This window comes from Paraburkholderia sp. BL6665CI2N2, assembly GCF_004366535.1.
Classification (GTDB): Bacteria; Pseudomonadota; Gammaproteobacteria; order Burkholderiales; family Burkholderiaceae; genus Paraburkholderia.
Map to the genome: position 1 here is coordinate 5029597 of NZ_SORC01000001.1, position 16851 is coordinate 5046447.

Sequence of the window (16851 nt, forward strand, 5' to 3'; positions counted from 1 at the left end):
TCCCTTCGGCTTTTCGTCTTCATCATGATCAAGCAAGCGCTCATCTCCGTTTCCGACAAGTCCGGCATTGTCGACTTCGCCAAGTCGCTGTCGGACCTCGGCGTCAAGATCCTGTCGACCGGCGGCACCGCGAAACTACTCGCGGACGCGGGTCTCTCCGTCACCGAAGTCGCCGATTACACCGGCTTCCCGGAAATGCTGGACGGGCGCGTGAAAACGCTGCATCCGAAGGTGCACGGCGGCATTCTCGCGCGCCGCGATCTGCCGGAACACATGGCAGCGCTTGAAAAGCACGACATTCCGACCATCGACCTGCTGGTCGTGAATCTGTATCCGTTCGTGCAGACCGTGTCGAAAGAAGAATGCTCGCTGGAAGACGCGATCGAGAACATCGACATTGGCGGGCCGACCATGCTGCGATCGGCCGCGAAGAACCATCGCGACGTGACGGTGGTGGTCGATCCGGCCGACTACGCGGTCGTGCTCGACGAAATGCGCGCGAACAGTAATGCCGTGTCGTACAAGACGAACTTCCGCCTCGCCACCAAGGTATTCGCGCACACCGCGCAATACGACGGCGCGATCACGAACTATCTGACGAGCCTCACCGACGAGTTGCAACACTCGTCGCGCAACACGTATCCGGCGACGTTCAACCTCGCGTTCGACAAGGTGCAGGATCTGCGCTACGGCGAAAACCCGCATCAGAGCGCGGCGTTCTACCGCGACCTGTCGGTGCCGGCCGGCGCGCTGGCGAACTACAACCAGCTGCAAGGCAAGGAACTGTCGTACAACAACATTGCGGATTCGGACGCGGCGTGGGAATGCGTGAAGACTTTCGACGTGCCGGCCTGCGTGATCGTCAAACACGCGAATCCGTGCGGCGTGGCGCTCGGTGCGGATGCGCACGACGCATACGCCAAGGCGCTGCAGACCGATCCGACCTCGGCGTTCGGCGGCATCATCGCCTTCAACCGCGAAGTGGACGAAGCGGCGGCGCAAGCCGTGGCCAAGCAGTTCGTCGAAGTGCTGATCGCGCCGTCGTTCAGCGCCGAAGCGCGCCAGGTGTTCGCGGCCAAGCAGAATGTGCGTCTGCTGGAAATCGCGCTGGGCGAAGGCCATAACGCGTTCGATCTGAAGCGCGTGGGCGGCGGCCTGCTGGTGCAATCGCTCGACTCGAAGAACGTGCAGCCGCACGAATTGCGCGTGGTCACGAAGCGTCATCCGACGCCGAAGGAAATGGACGATCTGCTGTTCGCGTGGCGCGTGGCGAAGTTCGTGAAGTCGAACGCCATCGTGTTCTGCGGCAACGGCATGACGCTCGGCGTCGGCGCCGGCCAGATGAGCCGCGTGGACTCCGCGCGCATCGCCAGCATCAAGGCGCAGAATGCCGGTTTGACGCTCGCCGGTTCGGCGGTGGCGTCGGATGCGTTCTTCCCGTTCCGCGACGGCCTCGACGTGGTGGTGGCGGCAGGCGCAACGTGCGTGATTCAGCCGGGCGGCTCGATGCGCGATGATGAAGTGGTTAGCGCGGCGGATGAACACAATATTGCGATGGTGCTGACGGGTGTGCGACATTTCCGGCATTGATCTGGGGGTTGGCAGTGGCGACGGGTTCTTGTTGAAACCGGGGTTGCTGGTGAGGGTTGAGGTTTAGGGAAACGGCCTGGTGGAATTATTCGCCGGGCCGTTTTTTTTGGTGCGGACTGGTGGGGACTTCGGTTCGGCGCTTATGCCGTGTGTGCCGTGTGTGCCGTGTGTGCCGTGTGTGCCGTGTGTGCCGTGCGTGCCGTGCGTGCCGTGCGTGCCGTGCGTGCCGTGTATGCCGCTTGTTCCGCTCGCTTCGATCCTGCCGTGCTTCCGCCAAGCGTCGCTCAGTCGTCCGGGTCCTTTCTCGCATAGCCGCCGCTCACATCAGCGTGTTGGCTGATATAAGTGCTGAGCCCCTGCCCGTGTTGCGCGAGACGTTTCAACGCAGCGACATGCCGTGCGCCGACGCTCGCCTCGGTGTACCAATACACCACACCGTGCCTGAAGCGGACCGCGACGAAATCGTCGCCGATTTCATAAGCCTCGACGCCCGAGTCGCCGCTGAGATTCCGATAGCGCTCCATGTCCGAATGCCTCCTTGCAGCCCACCCAGCAGTTTTTATTCCGCCGATATCGCGGCGCGCCGACCGCCACGTCGCGCGCGTGTTGTAGTATCGCAAGCACCTGGTTTTTACCGCATTTGCGGCACCTCATGAGAATTCTCGGCATCGACCCCGGCCTGCGCGTCACCGGCTTCGGCGTGATCGACCAAAGCGGCCACAAGCTCAGCTATGTCGCAAGCGGCGTCATCAAAACCGCCGACGCCGACTTGCCGTCGCGTCTGGGCACTATCTTCGAAGGCATCTCCACATTGATCCGCCAGCATTCGCCGGATCAGTCGGCGATTGAAAAAGTGTTCGTCAACGTCAACCCGCAATCCACCTTGCTGCTCGGCCAGGCGCGCGGCGCGGCGATCTGCGGACTGGTCGCGGGTGGCGTGCCGGTCGCCGAATATACGGCCCTGCAATTGAAACAGGCCGTGGTGGGCTATGGCCGCGCAACCAAGGAGCAAATGCAACAGATGGTGGTGCGCCTGCTCAATCTCTCCGGCGTACCCGGCACCGACGCCGCCGACGCGCTCGGCATGGCAATCTGCCACGCACACGGCGGCACGACGCTAAGCACGTTGGGCGGCATCGCGCCTTCACTGGCGAAGAAGGGGCTGCGGGTGAGGCGCGGACGTTTGGTGGGGTAGCGCGACAAGCGCAACCCGCGCACCGCCCCGCGTGTGTCGTCGCTCAAGGCCCGTGGGCCGCCCATGGCTCGGCGTTCGTGGCTCGGCTCACGGCTCACGGCTCACGGCTCACGGCTCACGGCTCACGGCTCACGGCTCACGGCTCACGGCTCACGGCTCACGGCTCACGGCTCACGCAAGATGGTACGCAACGCATCTACACTGCGCAGTTGCCCGGTCAAGTCCGGCTAGCCAGCGCGAGGCGGCAAGCCAACCCCGCGAAAACCGTACCCAACAAATACTGCGGCACCCTGGACGGCCGCCGCCCTGCCGACAGCTTGCGGCTCAGCTTGCTCGCCATCAGGATCACCGCGCCATTCACGCAGAAGCCGATCAGGTTCAGCACGGTGGCCAATACCATGATCTGCAACGCGACCGACCCCGCTTCGGGCCGCACGAATTGCGGAAATAGTGCGAGCACGAACAGCGCGACTTTTGGATTCAGCAGATTGGTAAAGAGGCCCTGACGGAAAATGCGGCTAACCGGATAACGGCTCATCGACGCATTGGGCGCGAGCACCGTGCTCTGCGCACGGAATGTTTTCCAGTCGAGATAGAGCAGGTACGCGGCGCCGGCAAATCGCACGACGTCGTATGCCATCGGCACGGCCAGAAAGAGTTGTGACAAGCCGAACGCCGCGGCCAAGGCGTGACAATACGTGCCGACCAGAATGCCCGCCAACGACGCAAAGCCCGCGGAACGCCCCTGGCTCACACTGCGCGAGGCAATCAGCAACATGTCAGGACCGGGCGTGGCGGTCAACGCGAGACACGCGCCGCCAAACAGCGCGAGAGTGGTGAGGCTCAGCATGAAAGCTCCTTCTGGGTGAGTGGGTTGAGAACCCGCCAAAAGGGATCTCAGTCTATGGGGTGGCCTCGCGCGGGTCAACCGCGATTACGCGTAACTCGCTGTCCACTCGACGCTCACGCGCTGCGCTACACTCGCCCTTTCTCTCGAGATTGAATTCGCCATGATCGGTCGCATTGCCGGCGTTCTGCTGGAAAAAAACCCGCCGCATCTGCTCATCGACTGCAACGGCGTCGGTTACGAAGTCGATGTGCCCATGAGCACGTTCTACAACCTGCCCTCCACCGGCGAGCGCGTCGTGTTGCTCACGCAGATGATCGTCCGCGAAGATGCGCATCTGCTGTACGGCTTCGGCACCGCCGAGGAACGCTCGACGTTCCGCGAACTGCTGAAAATCTCCGGCATCGGCGCGCGCATGGCGTTGGCGGTGCTGTCGGGCATGAGCGTGCACGAACTCGCGCAGACCGTCACGATGCAGGACGCGGCGCGTCTGACGCGCGTGCCGGGCATCGGCAAGAAAACGGCGGAGCGCTTGCTCCTCGAACTGAAGGGCAAGATCGGCGCAGACCTGGGCGCGATGGCGGGCGCGGCGTCGGCATCCGACCACGCCTCCGATATCCTGAACGCACTGCTCGCATTGGGTTACTCCGAAAAAGAAGCGTTGGCCGCCGTCAAAAACGTGCCGGCCGGCACCGGTGTTTCCGAGGGCATCAAGCTCGCGCTGAAGGCGCTGTCCAAGGGCTGAAGCTCAGTCTTCGGTTCGACATGCGAGCGACAGCTGAAGCTTCGCACACGCCCGCACGCCGCGCACCCTGGCCATTCGGCCGAGTTTCGCGGCAGGCGGCTCGCGGTACAATGAACGCATGATCGAAACCGACAAACTCGCCGCCGAGCGCATCATCGCGGCCACGCCCGTCTCGCCGAACGAAGAAGCGTTCGAGCGCGCGTTGCGTCCGCGCCAGCTCGAAGAATATGTCGGGCAGGAAAAAGTGCGCGGCCAGCTGGAAATCTTTATCGAGGCCGCCAAGCGCCGTTCCGAATCGCTCGACCACGTCTTGCTGTTCGGGCCGCCGGGCCTCGGCAAAACCACGCTGGCGCACATCATCGCGCGGGAAATGGGCGTGAATTTGCGGCAAACGTCGGGACCGGTGCTCGAGCGCGCCGGCGACCTCGCCGCGCTGCTCACCAATCTCGAAGCCAACGACGTTTTGTTCATCGACGAAATCCACCGGCTCTCGCCGGTCGTCGAAGAAATTCTGTACCCGGCGTTGGAGGATTATCAGATCGACATCATGATCGGCGAAGGGCCGGCCGCGCGCAGCGTGAAGCTGGACCTGCAACCGTTCACGCTCGTCGGCGCGACCACGCGCGCGGGCATGCTGACCAACCCGCTGCGCGATCGCTTCGGCATTGTGGCGCGGCTCGAGTTTTATAACGCCGAGGAACTGGCGCGCATCGTTACGCGTTCGGCGTCTCTGCTTCATGCACAGATCCATCCTGACGGCGCGTTCGAGATCGCCAAGCGCGCGCGCGGCACGCCGCGGATCGCGAACCGCTTGCTGCGCCGTGTGCGCGACTTCGCCGAAGTGAAGGCCGACGGCAATATCACTGCGCAAGTGGCCGACGCCGCACTCAAGATGCTCGACGTGGATGCAGTCGGCTTCGACCTGATGGACCGTAAGCTGCTCGAAGCAATTCTGCACAAGTTCGACGGCGGCCCGGTCGGCGTCGACAATCTGGCGGCGGCAATCGGCGAAGAGCGCGACACGATTGAAGACGTGCTAGAGCCCTATCTGATCCAGCAAGGCTTCCTGCAACGCACGCCACGCGGCCGCGTCGCCACGCTGCTCACGTACCGGCATTTCGGCCTCGCCGCGCCGGATTCGTCGAGCGGCCTGCCGGGTCTATGGGATTCGGCCGCGACCTGAGCGGCACACGTCACGCCCCACGAAACCGAATCAGGATGTCCGACCAAACCAGTCAGTCCAACTCGTCCAACGGTCTCGCGCATCTTCTCACCGGCAGGCTCCGCTCGAAACTGGCCGCCGGCGTCACGCATCTGACAAGCGGCAGCGGTCCCACGCTCGACTACTCGTCGCCTCCGGGCGACCCTGGTCTGTTCGGCCCGGACTCGGTGTGCTGGAAAGTCCACGCCGATTTCACATCCATGATGACAGGCGGCATCAGCGCGCTTCTGCTCCAGGCGCTGCACCCGCTGGCGCTCGCCGGCGTGTGGGACCATTCGACGTTTCGCACGGATATTCTTGGCCGCCTGCGCCGCACCGCGACGTTTATCGCGGGCACCACCTTCGGCAGCCGGCGCGACGCGCTGACGCTGATCGAACGTGTGAAGCACATTCATCTTGGCGTGAACGGCGTCGCGCCTGACGGCCGGCCCTATCGCGCAAGCGAACCCGCGCTGTTGACCTGGGTGCATGTCGCCGAAGTATCGAGCTTCATGACCGCGCACTTGCGCTATGTGAATCCGTCGCTGTCGATCGCCGCGCAGGATCAGTACTTCATGGAGACCGCACGAATTGCGGAGATGCTCGGCGCATCGGACATTCCGCGTTCGCGCGCCGAGATCGACGCTTATTTGCTCGCGATGCAGCCCGGGCTTTTCGCCAGCGAGCGCACGCGCGAAGTCGTGAGGGTTCTGATGAACGCGCCCGCCCCGAGCCTATCGATGCGGCCAGCCGGCGTGTTGATGGTCAACGCCGGCGTCGATCTTCTGCCCGATTGGGCACAGGCGATGCTGGGATTCCAGCGCTATGCGGTGCTTCGCCGCGCGGTGGCTAGACCTGGTGTGCGGCTGATCGCGCCGGTCATTCGCTGGGCGCTGGTGAATGGTGTGTCGAAACGGGCGCGCCGGCGTGTCGCCGCTAGCATAAGCGAAACTGAGTAAGGCGAGCGACGGCACCCGAACGCGCACAAGCTGCGCGATCAAACGTCAGTGACAGTCAGGGACAACAACCGCGTGAATATGCGGGTAAGTCGCGACACCGTTCTTCGGCCGCCCGAATTCGCTGGCCGCGCGCGGACGGTCCGAATCAGCCGCGCAAACTCACGCCGCCCAATCGACGCACGCCAATCACCGCCCCGGCTGCGGCACCTTCTTGAAACTATCATCCTCGCTCGGCGCATCGAGGTGCGAGACGTCCGCCCACGACACGATCGTCGCCTTGCCGTTGTCGAAATCCACCGTGTTCACGCTCGTGTTCAGCAGCGGGTAGTTACGCGGTGCATCGAGCGGCAAACCGCAGGCAAAGCGTCGCACGCAATCGAGCACGCCGCCGTGCGCGACGCAGGCAATCCGCCCGCCGGGATGCGCTGCGACCAGTGGTTCGATCGCGTGCAGCACGCGATGGTAGAGAGTGCGCAGCGACTCGCCGTCCGGCGGTGCGAAGCCTGGATCGCGGGTTTGCCAGTGCGCGTATTCATCGGGGAAACGCAGGGCGATCTCGTCGCTGTCGTGGCCTTGGAACGCGCCGTAGGAACGCTCGCGCAGACCCTCGCGCAACTGCAGCGGCAAGTTGAGCACGTCGGCGACCGGCTGGGCAGTTTGCTGCGCGCGTTGCAGGTCGCTCGAATAGATCGCGTCGAGGCGTGCGCCCTGCTTCGCCTCATCGGCCATGCGGCGCGTCAGGCGCTGCGCTTGCGCCAGCCCCGTGGTAGCGAGCGGAATGTCGATGTGACCTTGAATGCGCTTGATGCGGTTCCAGTCGGTCTCGCCGTGCCGGATGAACAGAATCTGCGTAGTCATGGAAAGAAAGTGGGCGCCTTGGCCGGTGTTGCCGAGCCGCTATTGTCGCAAAAGCGGCTGGAGGAATGGATGCGCACGCCAAGGTGCGCATTGAAGGATAGAGCTCAGGCGTTCGTCTTTAGCCAGAAGGTGACCGGCCCGTCGTTGACGAGCGAGACCTGCATGTCGGCGCCGAACTCGCCGGTCTCGACGATCGGATGTTTCACCCGCGCCGCCGCGACGAAGTAGTCGAACAGGCGCTTGCCCTCATCCGGCGGCGCGGCGGGCGTAAAGCTCGGACGCAGGCCGCTGTTGGTGTCCGCGGCCAGCGTGAACTGCGACACGAGCAGCAAACCGCCCGCGCGCCCGCCGCCGTCAATATTCTGCACGGAGAGGTTCATCTTGCCAGCGGCATCGCTGAACACGCGGTAGCCGAGCACCTTGGCCAGCAGCCGGTCGGCGGCTGCCTCGGTGTCGCCGCGTTCGGCGCACACGAACGCGAGCAGGCCCGCTTCGATCGCGCCCGTCATGCGGTCGGCCACGCGCACTTCCGCGCGCCGCACGCGTTGGATCAGCGCGATCATCGGCTCAACTCCGAAAGCGCCGCTCTGAACATCAGGCTGTCAGCGTAACGCGCGCAAAACGGCGCTTGCCGACCTGCACGACGTACTCGCCGGCTTCGACTTTCAGGCCCTTGTCGGACACGGTCGTGCCGTCGATCTTCACACCGCCCTGTTCGATGTTGCGCAGCGCTTCGCTCGTCGACGGCACGAGATTCGCCTGCTTGAGCAACTGGCCGATCGCGAGCGGTGCGCCCGCAAGCGTCACGGCCGGAATATCGTCCGGCACGCCGCCCTTCGCGCGATGGTTGAAGTCTTCGAGCGCGCGTTCGGCATCGGCTTGCGAGTGGAAGCGCGCGACGATTTCCTGGCCGAGCAGCACCTTGAAATCGCGCGGATTGCGGCCCGCTTCGATTTCCTTCCTGAACCCGGCGATTTCGTCCATCGGACGGAACGACAGCAGTTCGAAGTAACGCCACATCAGCACGTCGGAAATGCTCATCAGCTTGCCGAACATGTCGGTCGGCTTTTCGCTGATGCCGATGTAGTTGTTCTTCGACTTCGACATCTTCTCGACGCCGTCCAGCCCTTCGAGCAGCGGCATCGTCAGAATGCATTGCTGTTCCTGGCCGTATTGCTTCTGCAACTCGCGGCCTACCAGCAGGTTGAATTTCTGGTCCGTGCCGCCGAGTTCGAGATCCGCGTTCAGCGCGACCGAGTCGTAGCCTTGCATCAGCGGATACAGGAACTCGTGAATCGAGATCGGCACGCCACCCTGAAAACGCTTGGTGAAGTCTTCGCGTTCGAGAATCCGCGCCACCGTGTAGCGTGACGCGAGCTTGATCATGCCGTCGGCGCCGAGCGGCATCGACCATTCGCTGTTGTAGCGGATCTCGGTCTTGTCGCGGTCGAGCACGAGCGCGGCCTGATCGAAATACGTTTTCGCGTTCGATTCGATCTGCTCGCGCGTGAGCGGCGGACGCGTGGCGTTGCGGCCCGACGGATCGCCGATCAGCGACGTGAAATCGCCGATCAGGAAGATGACGGTGTGGCCGAGATCCTGCAACTGACGCATCTTGTTCAACACGACCGTGTGGCCGATGTGGATGTCCGGCGCGGTCGGATCGAGCCCGAGTTTGATACGCAGCGGCTTGCCAGTCGCCGCGCTCTTCGCCAGTTTTTGCGCGAATTCGTCTTCGATCAGCAGTTCGTCGACACCGCGTTTGGTGACGGCGAGGGCGTGACGGACTTCGTCGGTGATCGGGAAGGCGGCAGCGGGATTAGGCTTGGTGGACTCGGTGCTCATGCTGGAAACGTGAAGTCGCGAAAAAAGGAGATTGTCCCATAGATGCGCGCCGCCGCGCCCAATGAGGCACCTAACAACGCCTCGCCGGTGCACGATTTCTCCGTTCAACGTCGTGCCACCCGCGTCGCGACGCTTTATATTCGACCGCGCTTCACCCGATAATCTGCTACAACGAATCGCAACGAACCATCGAGAGGAGCAGCAACGTGGCGCAAGACCCCGCAGACGGCGTCTACTTTGGATTGATGTCCGGCACCAGCATGGACGGCGTGGACGGCGTGGCCGTCAGGTTCGCGCAAGGCAAGCCGCCGGTGGTGCTGGCCGAGGCGTTCGTCGGCTTTGCCGCGGGCCTGCGCGACGCATTGTTCGCGCTCCAGCAACCCGGCGACAACGAGATCGAGCGCGAGGCGCTCGCCGCCAATGCGCTCGCCACGCGTTACGCGGTGTGTTGCCACGACCTGCTGCACAACAGCCGCGTTCCCGCCGCGGAGGTGCGCGCGATCGGCGTGCATGGGCAGACGGTGCGGCATCGGCCGGAAAAGGGTTATACGCGGCAAATCAACAACCCGGCGTTGCTCGCGGAAATGATGCATATCGACGTAATCGCCGATTTCCGCAGCCGCGACGTCGCGGCCGGCGGCCAAGGCGCGCCGCTCGTGCCGGCGTTTCACGCCACGGTGTTCGGGGCGAAAAACGAAACGCGCGTGGTTTGCAATCTTGGCGGCATCAGCAATATCACGATTCTGAACGCGACCGGCAGCGTGCGCGGCTTCGACTGCGGGCCGGCCAATGCGCTGCTCGACGAGTGGGCGCAACGCCATCTCGGCAAACCGTTCGACGAAAACGGCCATTTCGCGGCGGGCGGCCAGGTGGATCGCTCGCTGTTGAACGCCTTGCTCGATGAGCCCTTTTTCGCGCAACAGCCGCCGAAGAGCACCGGCCGCGACCTGTTCAATGCGCAATGGCTCGACGCGAAGCTGCAGCCGTTCGCCGGACTCGACCCCGCCGACGTGCAGGCGACGCTGGTGGCACTCACGGCGGTGACAGTCGCGCGCGAAATCGAACGGCACGCGTCGGATGCGAGAGCGGTCTATGTCTGCGGCGGCGGCGCGCGCAATCCGGAGATCCTGAAGGCCTTGCAGCAGGCGCTGGAAGAAAGCGGCGTGAGCGGCGTACCCGTCATGACGACGGATGCGCTCGGCGTGCCGCCAAGCCAGGTCGAGCCGCTGGCGTTCGCCTGGCTTGCGATGCGCTGCGTGGCGCGTTTGCCAGGCAATCTGCCGGCGGTGACGGGCGCGTCGGCCGAGCGCGTGCTAGGGGCGATCTATCCGCGGTGACCGATGCACAGTTTATTGGTGCTAGAAATGAAAACGGGGCCGAAGCCCCGTTTTCATTTCAACCTGTTGCTCAACGAGCCAATCACACCGAGAACGACGAACCACAACCACAAGTGGTCGTAGCATTCGGGTTCTTGATGACGAACTGCGCGCCGTTGATGTCGTCTTTGTAGTCGATCTCAGCGCCGACCAGGTACTGGTAGCTCATGGAATCGATCAGCAGCTGGACGCCGCTCTTGTTCATGACGGTGTCGTCTTCGTTGACGGCCTCGTCGAAGGTAAAACCGTACTGAAAGCCCGAGCAGCCGCCGCCCTGCACGAAAACGCGCAGTTTGAGGTCCGCATTGCCTTCTTCTTCGATCAGTTGCTTGACCTTGTCAGCCGCTGCGTCGGTAAAAACGAAGGGGGCGGGCATCTCGGTCACGGGTGTATCGGTGACTGCGTTCATTCGAACTCTCCAAAAAGCTTCTAACCGCTATTGTAGGGCTGATCTCGATATCGTGCTGAAGCCCACAAAATCAATGGGTTCTTCCGGCAAATTGAGGGACGGCGCATTTTGCCGCCGCCAGCCCCGCCAGGCGGGACACATCGCCGCTTTGGCGACGAGTTCGTTGCGGCAGCACCGGGAGCACTGAGCCGCGAACCCATGAAAAAAGCCGCCAACGCGAAAGCGTGGGCGGCTTTTGCAGCGCGCCAGCCCGAAAGCCGGCTCGCGCCCGAAGCGATTAACGCTTCGAGAATTGCTTCCTGCGGCGTGCCTTGTGGAAGCCGACCTTCTTACGTTCGACTTCACGTGCGTCACGCGTAACGAAGCCAGCCTTCGACAGTTCCGGCTTCAGCGTTGCGTCGTAGTCCATCAGCGCGCGCGTGATGCCGTGGCGAACCGCACCGGCTTGACCCGTTTCACCGCCACCGTTCACGTTGACTTTGATGTCGAACGTAACGCCGTGGTTCGTGAGTTCCAGCGGCTGACGCACGATCATGAGCGACGTTTCGCGCGAGAAGTAATCGGCGATAGGCTTGCCGTTTACAATGATCTCGCCCTTGCCAGCCTTGATGAAGACGCGTGCGACGGCGCTCTTGCGGCGGCCCGTGCCGTAATTCCAGTTACCGATCATGTGGGCTCCCCTTAGATCTCGAGCGCTTTCGGCTGTTGTGCCGAATGCGGATGCGTTGCTTCAGCGTAGACCTTCAGCTTCTTGATCATCGCGTAGCCGAGCGGGCCCTTCGGCAGCATGCCCTTGACCGCTTTCTCGAGCGCGCGGCCCGGGAAGCGTTCTTGCATCTTGCCGAACGTCGTTTCATAGATACCGCCCGGGTAGCCCGAGTGACGGTAGTACTTCTTGTCAGTAGCCTTGTTGCCCGTGACGCGCAACTTACCCGCGTTGATAACGATGATGAAATCACCGGTGTCGACGTGCGGAGTGAATTCAGGCTTGTGCTTGCCGCGAAGACGGTGTGCCACTTCGCTGGCGACACGCCCGAGAACCTTATCCGTCGCGTCAATCACGTACCATTCACGCGTAACCTCATGGGCTTTTGCGGAAAACGTCTTCATGATCGATCCAAAAAAATTGCTGCGCCCAATGTGTTTTTTCCTGCTTGTAGTGTGCGCATCGAGGCGCGTGCAGGCTCTCCCTGGTTCTTCCTCCGCGGGCGCGGATGCGGAAAAGCCCTGAATTATAAAGGAATTTGCTACGGCAAGTCAAAACGTACGGGAATGTGCGCGAGATTTCGCGGCGATCCGGCTATTGGAAGCGCGATTTGACGCACTATCGCGCCCGAGCGCGCAGGACGCGGGCGAAAAAAAACCCGAACGAGCGGTTCGGGTTTAATCCACCAAAGGAGGAGGTGGAGGAGACAGAAACGATTATATGAGCCGACCTTGTGCGATGCAAGAACATTTGCATTGCGAAATGTAATTTCACAATGTGAAAGTCAACTTTCTCGGCACCATATCGCAAATTTTCCTTTGAAATCAAACGCTAAATACCGCTTGCGCGACCATGCCGTTAGTTGTCATCTAGAGTAAAACCCCTAACCATGTCAGGGCCTTCCCGAATCGGCTGAACATGCCGCAGCGCAACACGCAAGCCGCATCCGGCATAACTGGAAGCAAAAGTCGCCTCGGGCAGACACTCAAGCACCGGGCTACAATGCCCTTTCGATAAGGCAAACGGGCGGTGGAGCACAGCATGGAATGCAAGGTGAGCTGGATGGGACAGGACGGGATGGCGTTCGCAGCCGAGACGGGCAGCGGTCATCTGGTGACAATGGACGGCGCGCCTGAAGGCGGCGGCCGCAACCTCGCGCCGCGTCCGATGGAAATGGTTTTGCTCGGCACGGGCGGCTGCACCGCCTACGACGTCGTGATGATCCTGAAGAAAAGCCGTCAGGAAATCAGCGATTGCTCGGTGACGCTGAAGGCCGAACGCGCCAGCGAAGATCCGAAAGTGTTCACCAAGATCCACTTCCACTTCACGGTGACGGGCAAAAATCTGAACCCGGCCACTGTGGAACGCGCGATCAACCTGTCGCACGATAAATACTGCTCGGCGTCGATCATGATCGCGAAGACCGCTGAGTTGACGCACTCATTCGACATCGTCGCGGGCTGATTGCCGCCTCACGGCGACCGCGGCGCGGGTGCCGAACGAACACTCGCCGCCCTGCACGCGCACTAAAGAAAAATGCCGGCGTCCAGATGGACGCCGGCATTTTTTGTCAGGTGGCAAAGCAAGCCGATAAGCCGGATTCTGTGCACGCGCAACGTCCGAAGACGCGACGCGCGTGGCAGCCATTCCTCTAGGCGCGCCATTGCTGACGCGCTCAAGCTTCCTACCCGCAGACGTGACAGGGGCCCCGTCCTGCATCTCGAAGATGCTAGCCTGCCTACTTGGAATTGCTCCGGGTGGAGGTTACCGTGCCGGTCTGCCTTGCAGCAGCCGCGGTGCGCTCTTACCGCACCGTTTCACCCTTACCTGATCCCGGCTTGCGCCGGGCCATCGGCGGTTTGCTTTCTGTTGCCCTGTTCCGCGTGTTGCCACGGATGGCCGTTAGCCATCACCCTGCCCTGTGGAGTCCGGACTTTCCTCGCCCTCTTCGGCCGAAACCTCGGAGGCCGCGACTGCCTGGCCTGCTTTGCTGGGTCGGATTTTAACATCTGCCGGACGGACGGCCCGGTTTTACCGCTGAAATAGCCGAACGGCCAGGAGAATCCGAGGTCAGTTCCGCGTCGAAACCCGAACGCACCTGCCGCGCTCAACGCGCACGCCGCCCCGGGCGAAACACGGAGGTGTCGTCGTAAAACGCGGGCGACTCGTTTTCCGGCCACCAACCCGGAACACCCAGCACCGGCAACGGCGCAAACATGCGGCTTGTCAGCGCATCGGTATTCAGCAGCGCCGCCGCGACGGAGTCGTCCAGCCAGGCGTTTCGCTTCGCAACGTCCCAGTCAAAATACACGGCCGGCACTTCGACGATCCACGCATGCCCCGTGCAAGCCTTGAACGGCGCAATCAGCTTTTCCATCAGCGCATGGCCGAAACAGCGCACTTCGCAACTCGCCCCCCATACATCGCGCCGGGCCACCAGCAGCGTATGCCAGTCGAACCCACGCAAGGCCTCGCTCAAAGCAGGATCAGCGCAAGCGAACAGCAGCGCGTTTTCGTCGAACAGGGTTAGCGCATCGCGCACGCCGCCGCGGGTCGGACCGACGCCCAACACGTCAATGGCCGCCGACTGCCGCGCGTTCAGCGCCGCTTTGATGCGCGGAAAGGCGAACCACATCGACGCATTGAAGAAGTCATGCAGATTGTGGCGCGTCGGCACGCAGCCGGTCGACGCGATATGCGCCTCGTACGCCGCGCCGGCAGGCAAATCATCTTGCGCGATGAACGCGAGGCGCTGACCGCGCCCGGTGACCTGCCGCATCGCACCGGCATCGGCGTTCATTTCGGCGAGCAACGCCGCGTAGCTCGTCAGGGCCGCTTGCTGCCACCGCTTGCCGCGTTCGGCAAAAGGCTCGAACCACGGCCGGGTCCAGTCGATTGCAGCAAAGCCCGTCGGCTCCGCCTCGTGCGCCTGCATTTTGCCGAGCCTTAAACCAGCCGCCAGCCAATCGACTCGCCGCCGCGCAGCGGCACGACCGGCGTATCGCCGACCGGCAATTCAGCCGGCAGGGTCCATTCCTCGCGGCGCAGCGTGACCTTCTCTTCACTGCGCGGTAGGCCGTAGAAGTCTGCGCCGAAAAAGCTCGCGAAGCCTTCGAGCTTGTCGAGCGCGTTGGCCTGGTCGAATGCTTCCGTGTAGAGCTCCAAAGCGTGCAGCGCCGTATAGCAACCGGCGCAGCCGCACGCATGCTCTTTCAGGCCCTTCGGATGCGGCGCGCTATCCGTGCCGAGGAAGAAACGCGGATTGCCCGAGGTCGCCGCTTCGACCAGCGCCACGCGATGCGTCTCCCGCTTCAACACCGGCAAACAGTAGTAATGCGGCCGAATGCCGCCCTGGAAGATCGCGTTGCGGTTGTACAGCAAGTGATGCGCCGTAATCGTCGCGCCCAGCAGTTCCGGCGCCGCGCCGGCTTCGCGGATATAGTCCACCGCGTCTTTCGTGGTGATGTGCTCGAACACCACCTTCAGCGCCGGAAACGCGCGGCGCAGCGGCGTCATGACGCGGTCGATGAACACCTTCTCGCGGTCGAACAGATCGATCGACGAATCCGTCACTTCGCCGTGCACGAGCAGCGGCATGCCGACTTCCTGCATGACCTCGAGCGTTTTTGCGCACTTCATGATGTCGGTGACGCCCGCGTCAGAATTGGTCGTCGCGCCCGCCGGATACAGCTTTACGCCATGCACGAAGCCGCTTTCGCGAGCACGGCGGATTTCGTCGGGCGGCGTGTTGTCGGTGAGGTACAGCGTCATCAGCGGTTCGAATTTCGCGCCTTCGGGAATCACGGCGACGATCCGCTCGCGATACGCCTGCGCCATCGCGGTGGTCGTGACCGGCGGCTTCAGGTTCGGCATGATGATCGCGCGGCCGAACTGGCGCGCGGTGTCCGGCAACACGGCCGCCAGCATTGCGCCGTCGCGGACGTGCAGGTGCCAGTCATCCGGACGGGCGAGCGTGATGGAGTCGATAGAAGCGTTGGAAGCGGTCATGGCGGCGGGGGACGAGATTCGACGACAAAAGCCAATCTATGCGGTCAATCCGCAACGTTGCGGCATAAACACGTGTCAATTTTGCTATTTGGCGTTTCTGGCTCGGTGATATGCTTGGAAAATCATCATTGTAACGGCTCGCCCCGTTCACAGGCTTACCCGCAACATGTGCCAACTTCTTGGAATGAACTGCGCCGCGCCAACGGACGTCACGTTCTCGTTCACCGGCTTTGCGGCGCGCGGCGGCGTCACTGATCACCACGCCGACGGCTGGGGTATCGCCTTCTTCGAAGACAAAGCCTGCCGCCTGTTCATCGACCATCAATCGTCGGCGACCTCGCCGATCGCCGAAATGGTCAAGCGCTACCCGATCAAATCGAAGAACACGATCGCGCATATTCGCAAAGCGACGCAAGGGCACATCCTGCTGGAAAACTGCCACCCATTCATGCGCGAACTGTGGGGACGTCACTGGATCTTCGCGCATAACGGCGACCTCAAGGATTATTCGCCGGCGCTATCGGGTGTGTATCAGCCTGTTGGCACAACCGACAGCGAACTCGCTTTCTGCGCGCTGCTCGAAGGCTTGCGCAAGGCATTTCCCGGCGCGCAGCAACCGCCGCTCGACGAACTGTTTGCCGCGCTCGAAACCCTCACGCGTGAAATCACGCAGTTCGGCGTGTTCAATTTCCTGATGTCGAATGGCCAGGCGCTGTTCGCGCATTGCTCCACGCATCTGCACTACATCGTGCGGCGCTGGCCGTTTTCCACTGCGCATCTCGTCGACGCCGACGTGTCGATCGATTTCGCCAAATACACGACGCCCGAAGACCGCGTCGCGGTGATCGCCACCAAGCCGCTGACCGACAACGAAGTGTGGACCGCCTTCGAACCGGGCGATCTGATGATGTTCCAACACGGCGACGTGATCGGCCGCGTCAATGTGCCAGTGCCGGCTTCGGTGCTGGAAAAGCTGCGCAATCCGGCTTTGGATGCGTCGGCGTCGGCGAGCACGATCGCGGCTTCGACGGACACAATGAGCGCGCGAGAAGCCGAGGTCGATCTCGAAGCCGCAGACGACGCGGCCGCGTTCGAATCCTGAGCGCTCGGAG

General features: G+C 62.7%; 18 protein-coding genes and 1 other RNA gene. 8 read left to right on the top strand and 11 right to left on the bottom strand.

Annotated features, from left to right (window positions below; all coding sequences use genetic code 11):
- The first annotated feature begins 24 nt into the window (after positions 1-24).
- The gene (gene purH, locus B0G81_RS22475) at positions 25-1590 is read left to right on the top strand and encodes a bifunctional phosphoribosylaminoimidazolecarboxamide formyltransferase/IMP cyclohydrolase (protein ID WP_134138386.1); all 1566 of its coding nucleotides are present in this window, start codon (positions 25-27) and stop codon (positions 1588-1590) included.
- 284 nt (positions 1591-1874) lie between these two features.
- On the opposite strand, the gene B0G81_RS22480 is transcribed toward purH, so the two are convergent.
- Positions 1875-2114 (bottom strand): hypothetical protein, encoded by a 240-nt coding sequence (locus B0G81_RS22480; protein WP_134138387.1) that lies wholly within the window; start codon positions 2112-2114, stop codon positions 1875-1877.
- Positions 2115-2242: 128 nt separating this feature from the next.
- On the opposite strand from B0G81_RS22480, the gene ruvC reads away from it, so the two are divergent.
- Positions 2243-2785 carry a crossover junction endodeoxyribonuclease RuvC gene (ruvC, locus tag B0G81_RS22485; RefSeq protein ID WP_106284025.1) on the top strand — a complete coding sequence of 181 codons (543 nt, stop codon included), beginning with the start codon at positions 2243-2245 and terminating at the stop codon, positions 2783-2785.
- Between the two features lie 217 nt (positions 2786-3002).
- Here ruvC and B0G81_RS22490 read toward each other — a convergent pair whose 3' ends face one another.
- Positions 3003-3635 carry a LysE family translocator gene (locus B0G81_RS22490; RefSeq protein WP_134138388.1) on the bottom strand — a complete coding sequence of 211 codons (633 nt, stop codon included), beginning with the start codon at positions 3633-3635 and terminating at the stop codon, positions 3003-3005.
- 160 nt (positions 3636-3795) lie between these two features.
- Between B0G81_RS22490 and ruvA the strand changes: the two genes are divergently transcribed.
- From ruvA to B0G81_RS22505, 3 genes are all read left to right on the top strand, one after another.
- The gene (gene ruvA, locus B0G81_RS22495) at positions 3796-4377 is read left to right on the top strand and encodes a Holliday junction branch migration protein RuvA (RefSeq protein WP_106284023.1); all 582 of its coding nucleotides are present in this window, start codon (positions 3796-3798) and stop codon (positions 4375-4377) included.
- A 118-nt stretch (positions 4378-4495) separates the two neighbouring features.
- A complete protein-coding gene (gene ruvB / locus B0G81_RS22500) occupies positions 4496-5560 on the top strand; it encodes a Holliday junction branch migration DNA helicase RuvB (protein WP_106284022.1) in 1065 nt (354 codons plus the stop codon).
- A 35-nt stretch (positions 5561-5595) separates the two neighbouring features.
- A complete protein-coding gene (locus B0G81_RS22505) occupies positions 5596-6537 on the top strand; it encodes an oxygenase MpaB family protein (protein ID WP_134138389.1) in 942 nt (313 codons plus the stop codon).
- Between the two features lie 186 nt (positions 6538-6723).
- Here the strand turns inward: B0G81_RS22505 and B0G81_RS22510 are convergent, their stop codons facing one another.
- From B0G81_RS22510 to tyrS, 3 genes are all read right to left on the bottom strand, one after another.
- Positions 6724-7395, bottom strand: coding sequence for a histidine phosphatase family protein (locus tag B0G81_RS22510; RefSeq protein WP_134138390.1), 672 nt, complete (start codon positions 7393-7395; stop codon positions 6724-6726).
- 104 nt (positions 7396-7499) lie between these two features.
- Positions 7500-7958, bottom strand: coding sequence for a D-aminoacyl-tRNA deacylase (dtd, locus tag B0G81_RS22515; RefSeq protein WP_134138391.1), 459 nt, complete (start codon positions 7956-7958; stop codon positions 7500-7502).
- 31 nt (positions 7959-7989) lie between these two features.
- Positions 7990-9240 (bottom strand): tyrosine--tRNA ligase, encoded by a 1251-nt coding sequence (gene tyrS, locus B0G81_RS22520; protein ID WP_134138392.1) that lies wholly within the window; start codon positions 9238-9240, stop codon positions 7990-7992.
- 206 nt (positions 9241-9446) lie between these two features.
- Here tyrS and B0G81_RS22525 point away from each other — a divergent pair, with 206 nt between their 5' ends.
- Complete coding sequence (locus B0G81_RS22525; RefSeq protein WP_134138393.1) at positions 9447-10577, top strand: anhydro-N-acetylmuramic acid kinase; 1131 nt, start codon at positions 9447-9449, stop codon at positions 10575-10577.
- A gap of 82 nt (positions 10578-10659) precedes the next feature.
- On the opposite strand, the gene erpA is transcribed toward B0G81_RS22525, so the two are convergent.
- From erpA to rplM, 3 genes are all read right to left on the bottom strand, one after another.
- On the bottom strand, positions 10660-11025 hold the full coding sequence (gene erpA / locus B0G81_RS22530) for an iron-sulfur cluster insertion protein ErpA (protein WP_007180424.1): 366 nt from the start codon (positions 11023-11025) through the stop codon (positions 10660-10662).
- A 277-nt stretch (positions 11026-11302) separates the two neighbouring features.
- On the bottom strand, positions 11303-11695 hold the full coding sequence (rpsI, locus tag B0G81_RS22535) for a 30S ribosomal protein S9 (protein WP_007180423.1): 393 nt from the start codon (positions 11693-11695) through the stop codon (positions 11303-11305).
- An 11-nt stretch (positions 11696-11706) separates the two neighbouring features.
- Entirely contained in the window at positions 11707-12135 is a 429-nt protein-coding gene (gene rplM, locus B0G81_RS22540; RefSeq protein WP_007180422.1) for a 50S ribosomal protein L13, read from the bottom strand.
- Positions 12136-12772: 637 nt separating this feature from the next.
- On the opposite strand from rplM, the gene B0G81_RS22545 reads away from it, so the two are divergent.
- Positions 12773-13195 (top strand): OsmC family protein, encoded by a 423-nt coding sequence (locus B0G81_RS22545; protein WP_106284016.1) that lies wholly within the window; start codon positions 12773-12775, stop codon positions 13193-13195.
- A gap of 111 nt (positions 13196-13306) precedes the next feature.
- Here B0G81_RS22545 and rnpB read toward each other — a convergent pair.
- From rnpB to pyrC, 3 genes are all read right to left on the bottom strand, one after another.
- An RNA gene (gene rnpB / locus B0G81_RS22550) (RNase P RNA component class A) lies at positions 13307-13720 on the bottom strand.
- A 118-nt stretch (positions 13721-13838) separates the two neighbouring features.
- On the bottom strand, positions 13839-14666 hold the full coding sequence (locus tag B0G81_RS22555) for a DUF3025 domain-containing protein (RefSeq protein WP_134138394.1): 828 nt from the start codon (positions 14664-14666) through the stop codon (positions 13839-13841).
- Positions 14667-14677: 11 nt separating this feature from the next.
- Positions 14678-15739 carry a dihydroorotase gene (gene pyrC / locus B0G81_RS22560; protein ID WP_134138395.1) on the bottom strand — a complete coding sequence of 354 codons (1062 nt, stop codon included), beginning with the start codon at positions 15737-15739 and terminating at the stop codon, positions 14678-14680.
- 166 nt (positions 15740-15905) lie between these two features.
- On the opposite strand from pyrC, the gene B0G81_RS22565 reads away from it, so the two are divergent.
- Positions 15906-16841, top strand: a complete 936-nt coding sequence (locus tag B0G81_RS22565) for a class II glutamine amidotransferase (RefSeq protein ID WP_121307178.1) — start codon at positions 15906-15908, stop codon at positions 16839-16841.
- The last annotated feature ends 10 nt before the right edge of the window (positions 16842-16851 follow it).

Bases quoted from the DNA above. Each gene is read 5' to 3' on its own strand.
- pyrC (WP_134138395.1), bottom strand. From the start codon at position 15,739: ATGACCGCTTCCAACGCTTCTATCGACTCCATCACGCTCGCCCGTCCG.
- B0G81_RS22480 (WP_134138387.1), bottom strand. From the start codon at position 2,114: ATGGAGCGCTATCGGAATCTCAGCGGCGACTCGGGCGTCGAGGCTTAT.
- B0G81_RS22490 (WP_134138388.1), bottom strand. From the start codon at position 3,635: ATGCTGAGCCTCACCACTCTCGCGCTGTTTGGCGGCGCGTGTCTCGCG.
- erpA (WP_007180424.1), bottom strand. From the start codon at position 11,025: ATGAACGCAGTCACCGATACACCCGTGACCGAGATGCCCGCCCCCTTC.
- tyrS (WP_134138392.1), bottom strand. From the start codon at position 9,240: ATGAGCACCGAGTCCACCAAGCCTAATCCCGCTGCCGCCTTCCCGATC.
- B0G81_RS22510 (WP_134138390.1), bottom strand. From the start codon at position 7,395: ATGACTACGCAGATTCTGTTCATCCGGCACGGCGAGACCGACTGGAAC.
- dtd (WP_134138391.1), bottom strand. From the start codon at position 7,958: ATGATCGCGCTGATCCAACGCGTGCGGCGCGCGGAAGTGCGCGTGGCC.
- B0G81_RS22555 (WP_134138394.1), bottom strand. From the start codon at position 14,666: ATGCAGGCGCACGAGGCGGAGCCGACGGGCTTTGCTGCAATCGACTGG.
- B0G81_RS22545 (WP_106284016.1), top strand. From the start codon at position 12,773: ATGGAATGCAAGGTGAGCTGGATGGGACAGGACGGGATGGCGTTCGCA.
- B0G81_RS22565 (WP_121307178.1), top strand. From the start codon at position 15,906: ATGTGCCAACTTCTTGGAATGAACTGCGCCGCGCCAACGGACGTCACG.
- ruvA (WP_106284023.1), top strand. From the start codon at position 3,796: ATGATCGGTCGCATTGCCGGCGTTCTGCTGGAAAAAAACCCGCCGCAT.
- rpsI (WP_007180423.1), bottom strand. From the start codon at position 11,695: ATGATCGGTAACTGGAATTACGGCACGGGCCGCCGCAAGAGCGCCGTC.
- purH (WP_134138386.1), top strand. From the start codon at position 25: ATGATCAAGCAAGCGCTCATCTCCGTTTCCGACAAGTCCGGCATTGTC.
- rplM (WP_007180422.1), bottom strand. From the start codon at position 12,135: ATGAAGACGTTTTCCGCAAAAGCCCATGAGGTTACGCGTGAATGGTAC.
- ruvB (WP_106284022.1), top strand. From the start codon at position 4,496: ATGATCGAAACCGACAAACTCGCCGCCGAGCGCATCATCGCGGCCACG.
- B0G81_RS22505 (WP_134138389.1), top strand. From the start codon at position 5,596: ATGTCCGACCAAACCAGTCAGTCCAACTCGTCCAACGGTCTCGCGCAT.
- ruvC (WP_106284025.1), top strand. From the start codon at position 2,243: ATGAGAATTCTCGGCATCGACCCCGGCCTGCGCGTCACCGGCTTCGGC.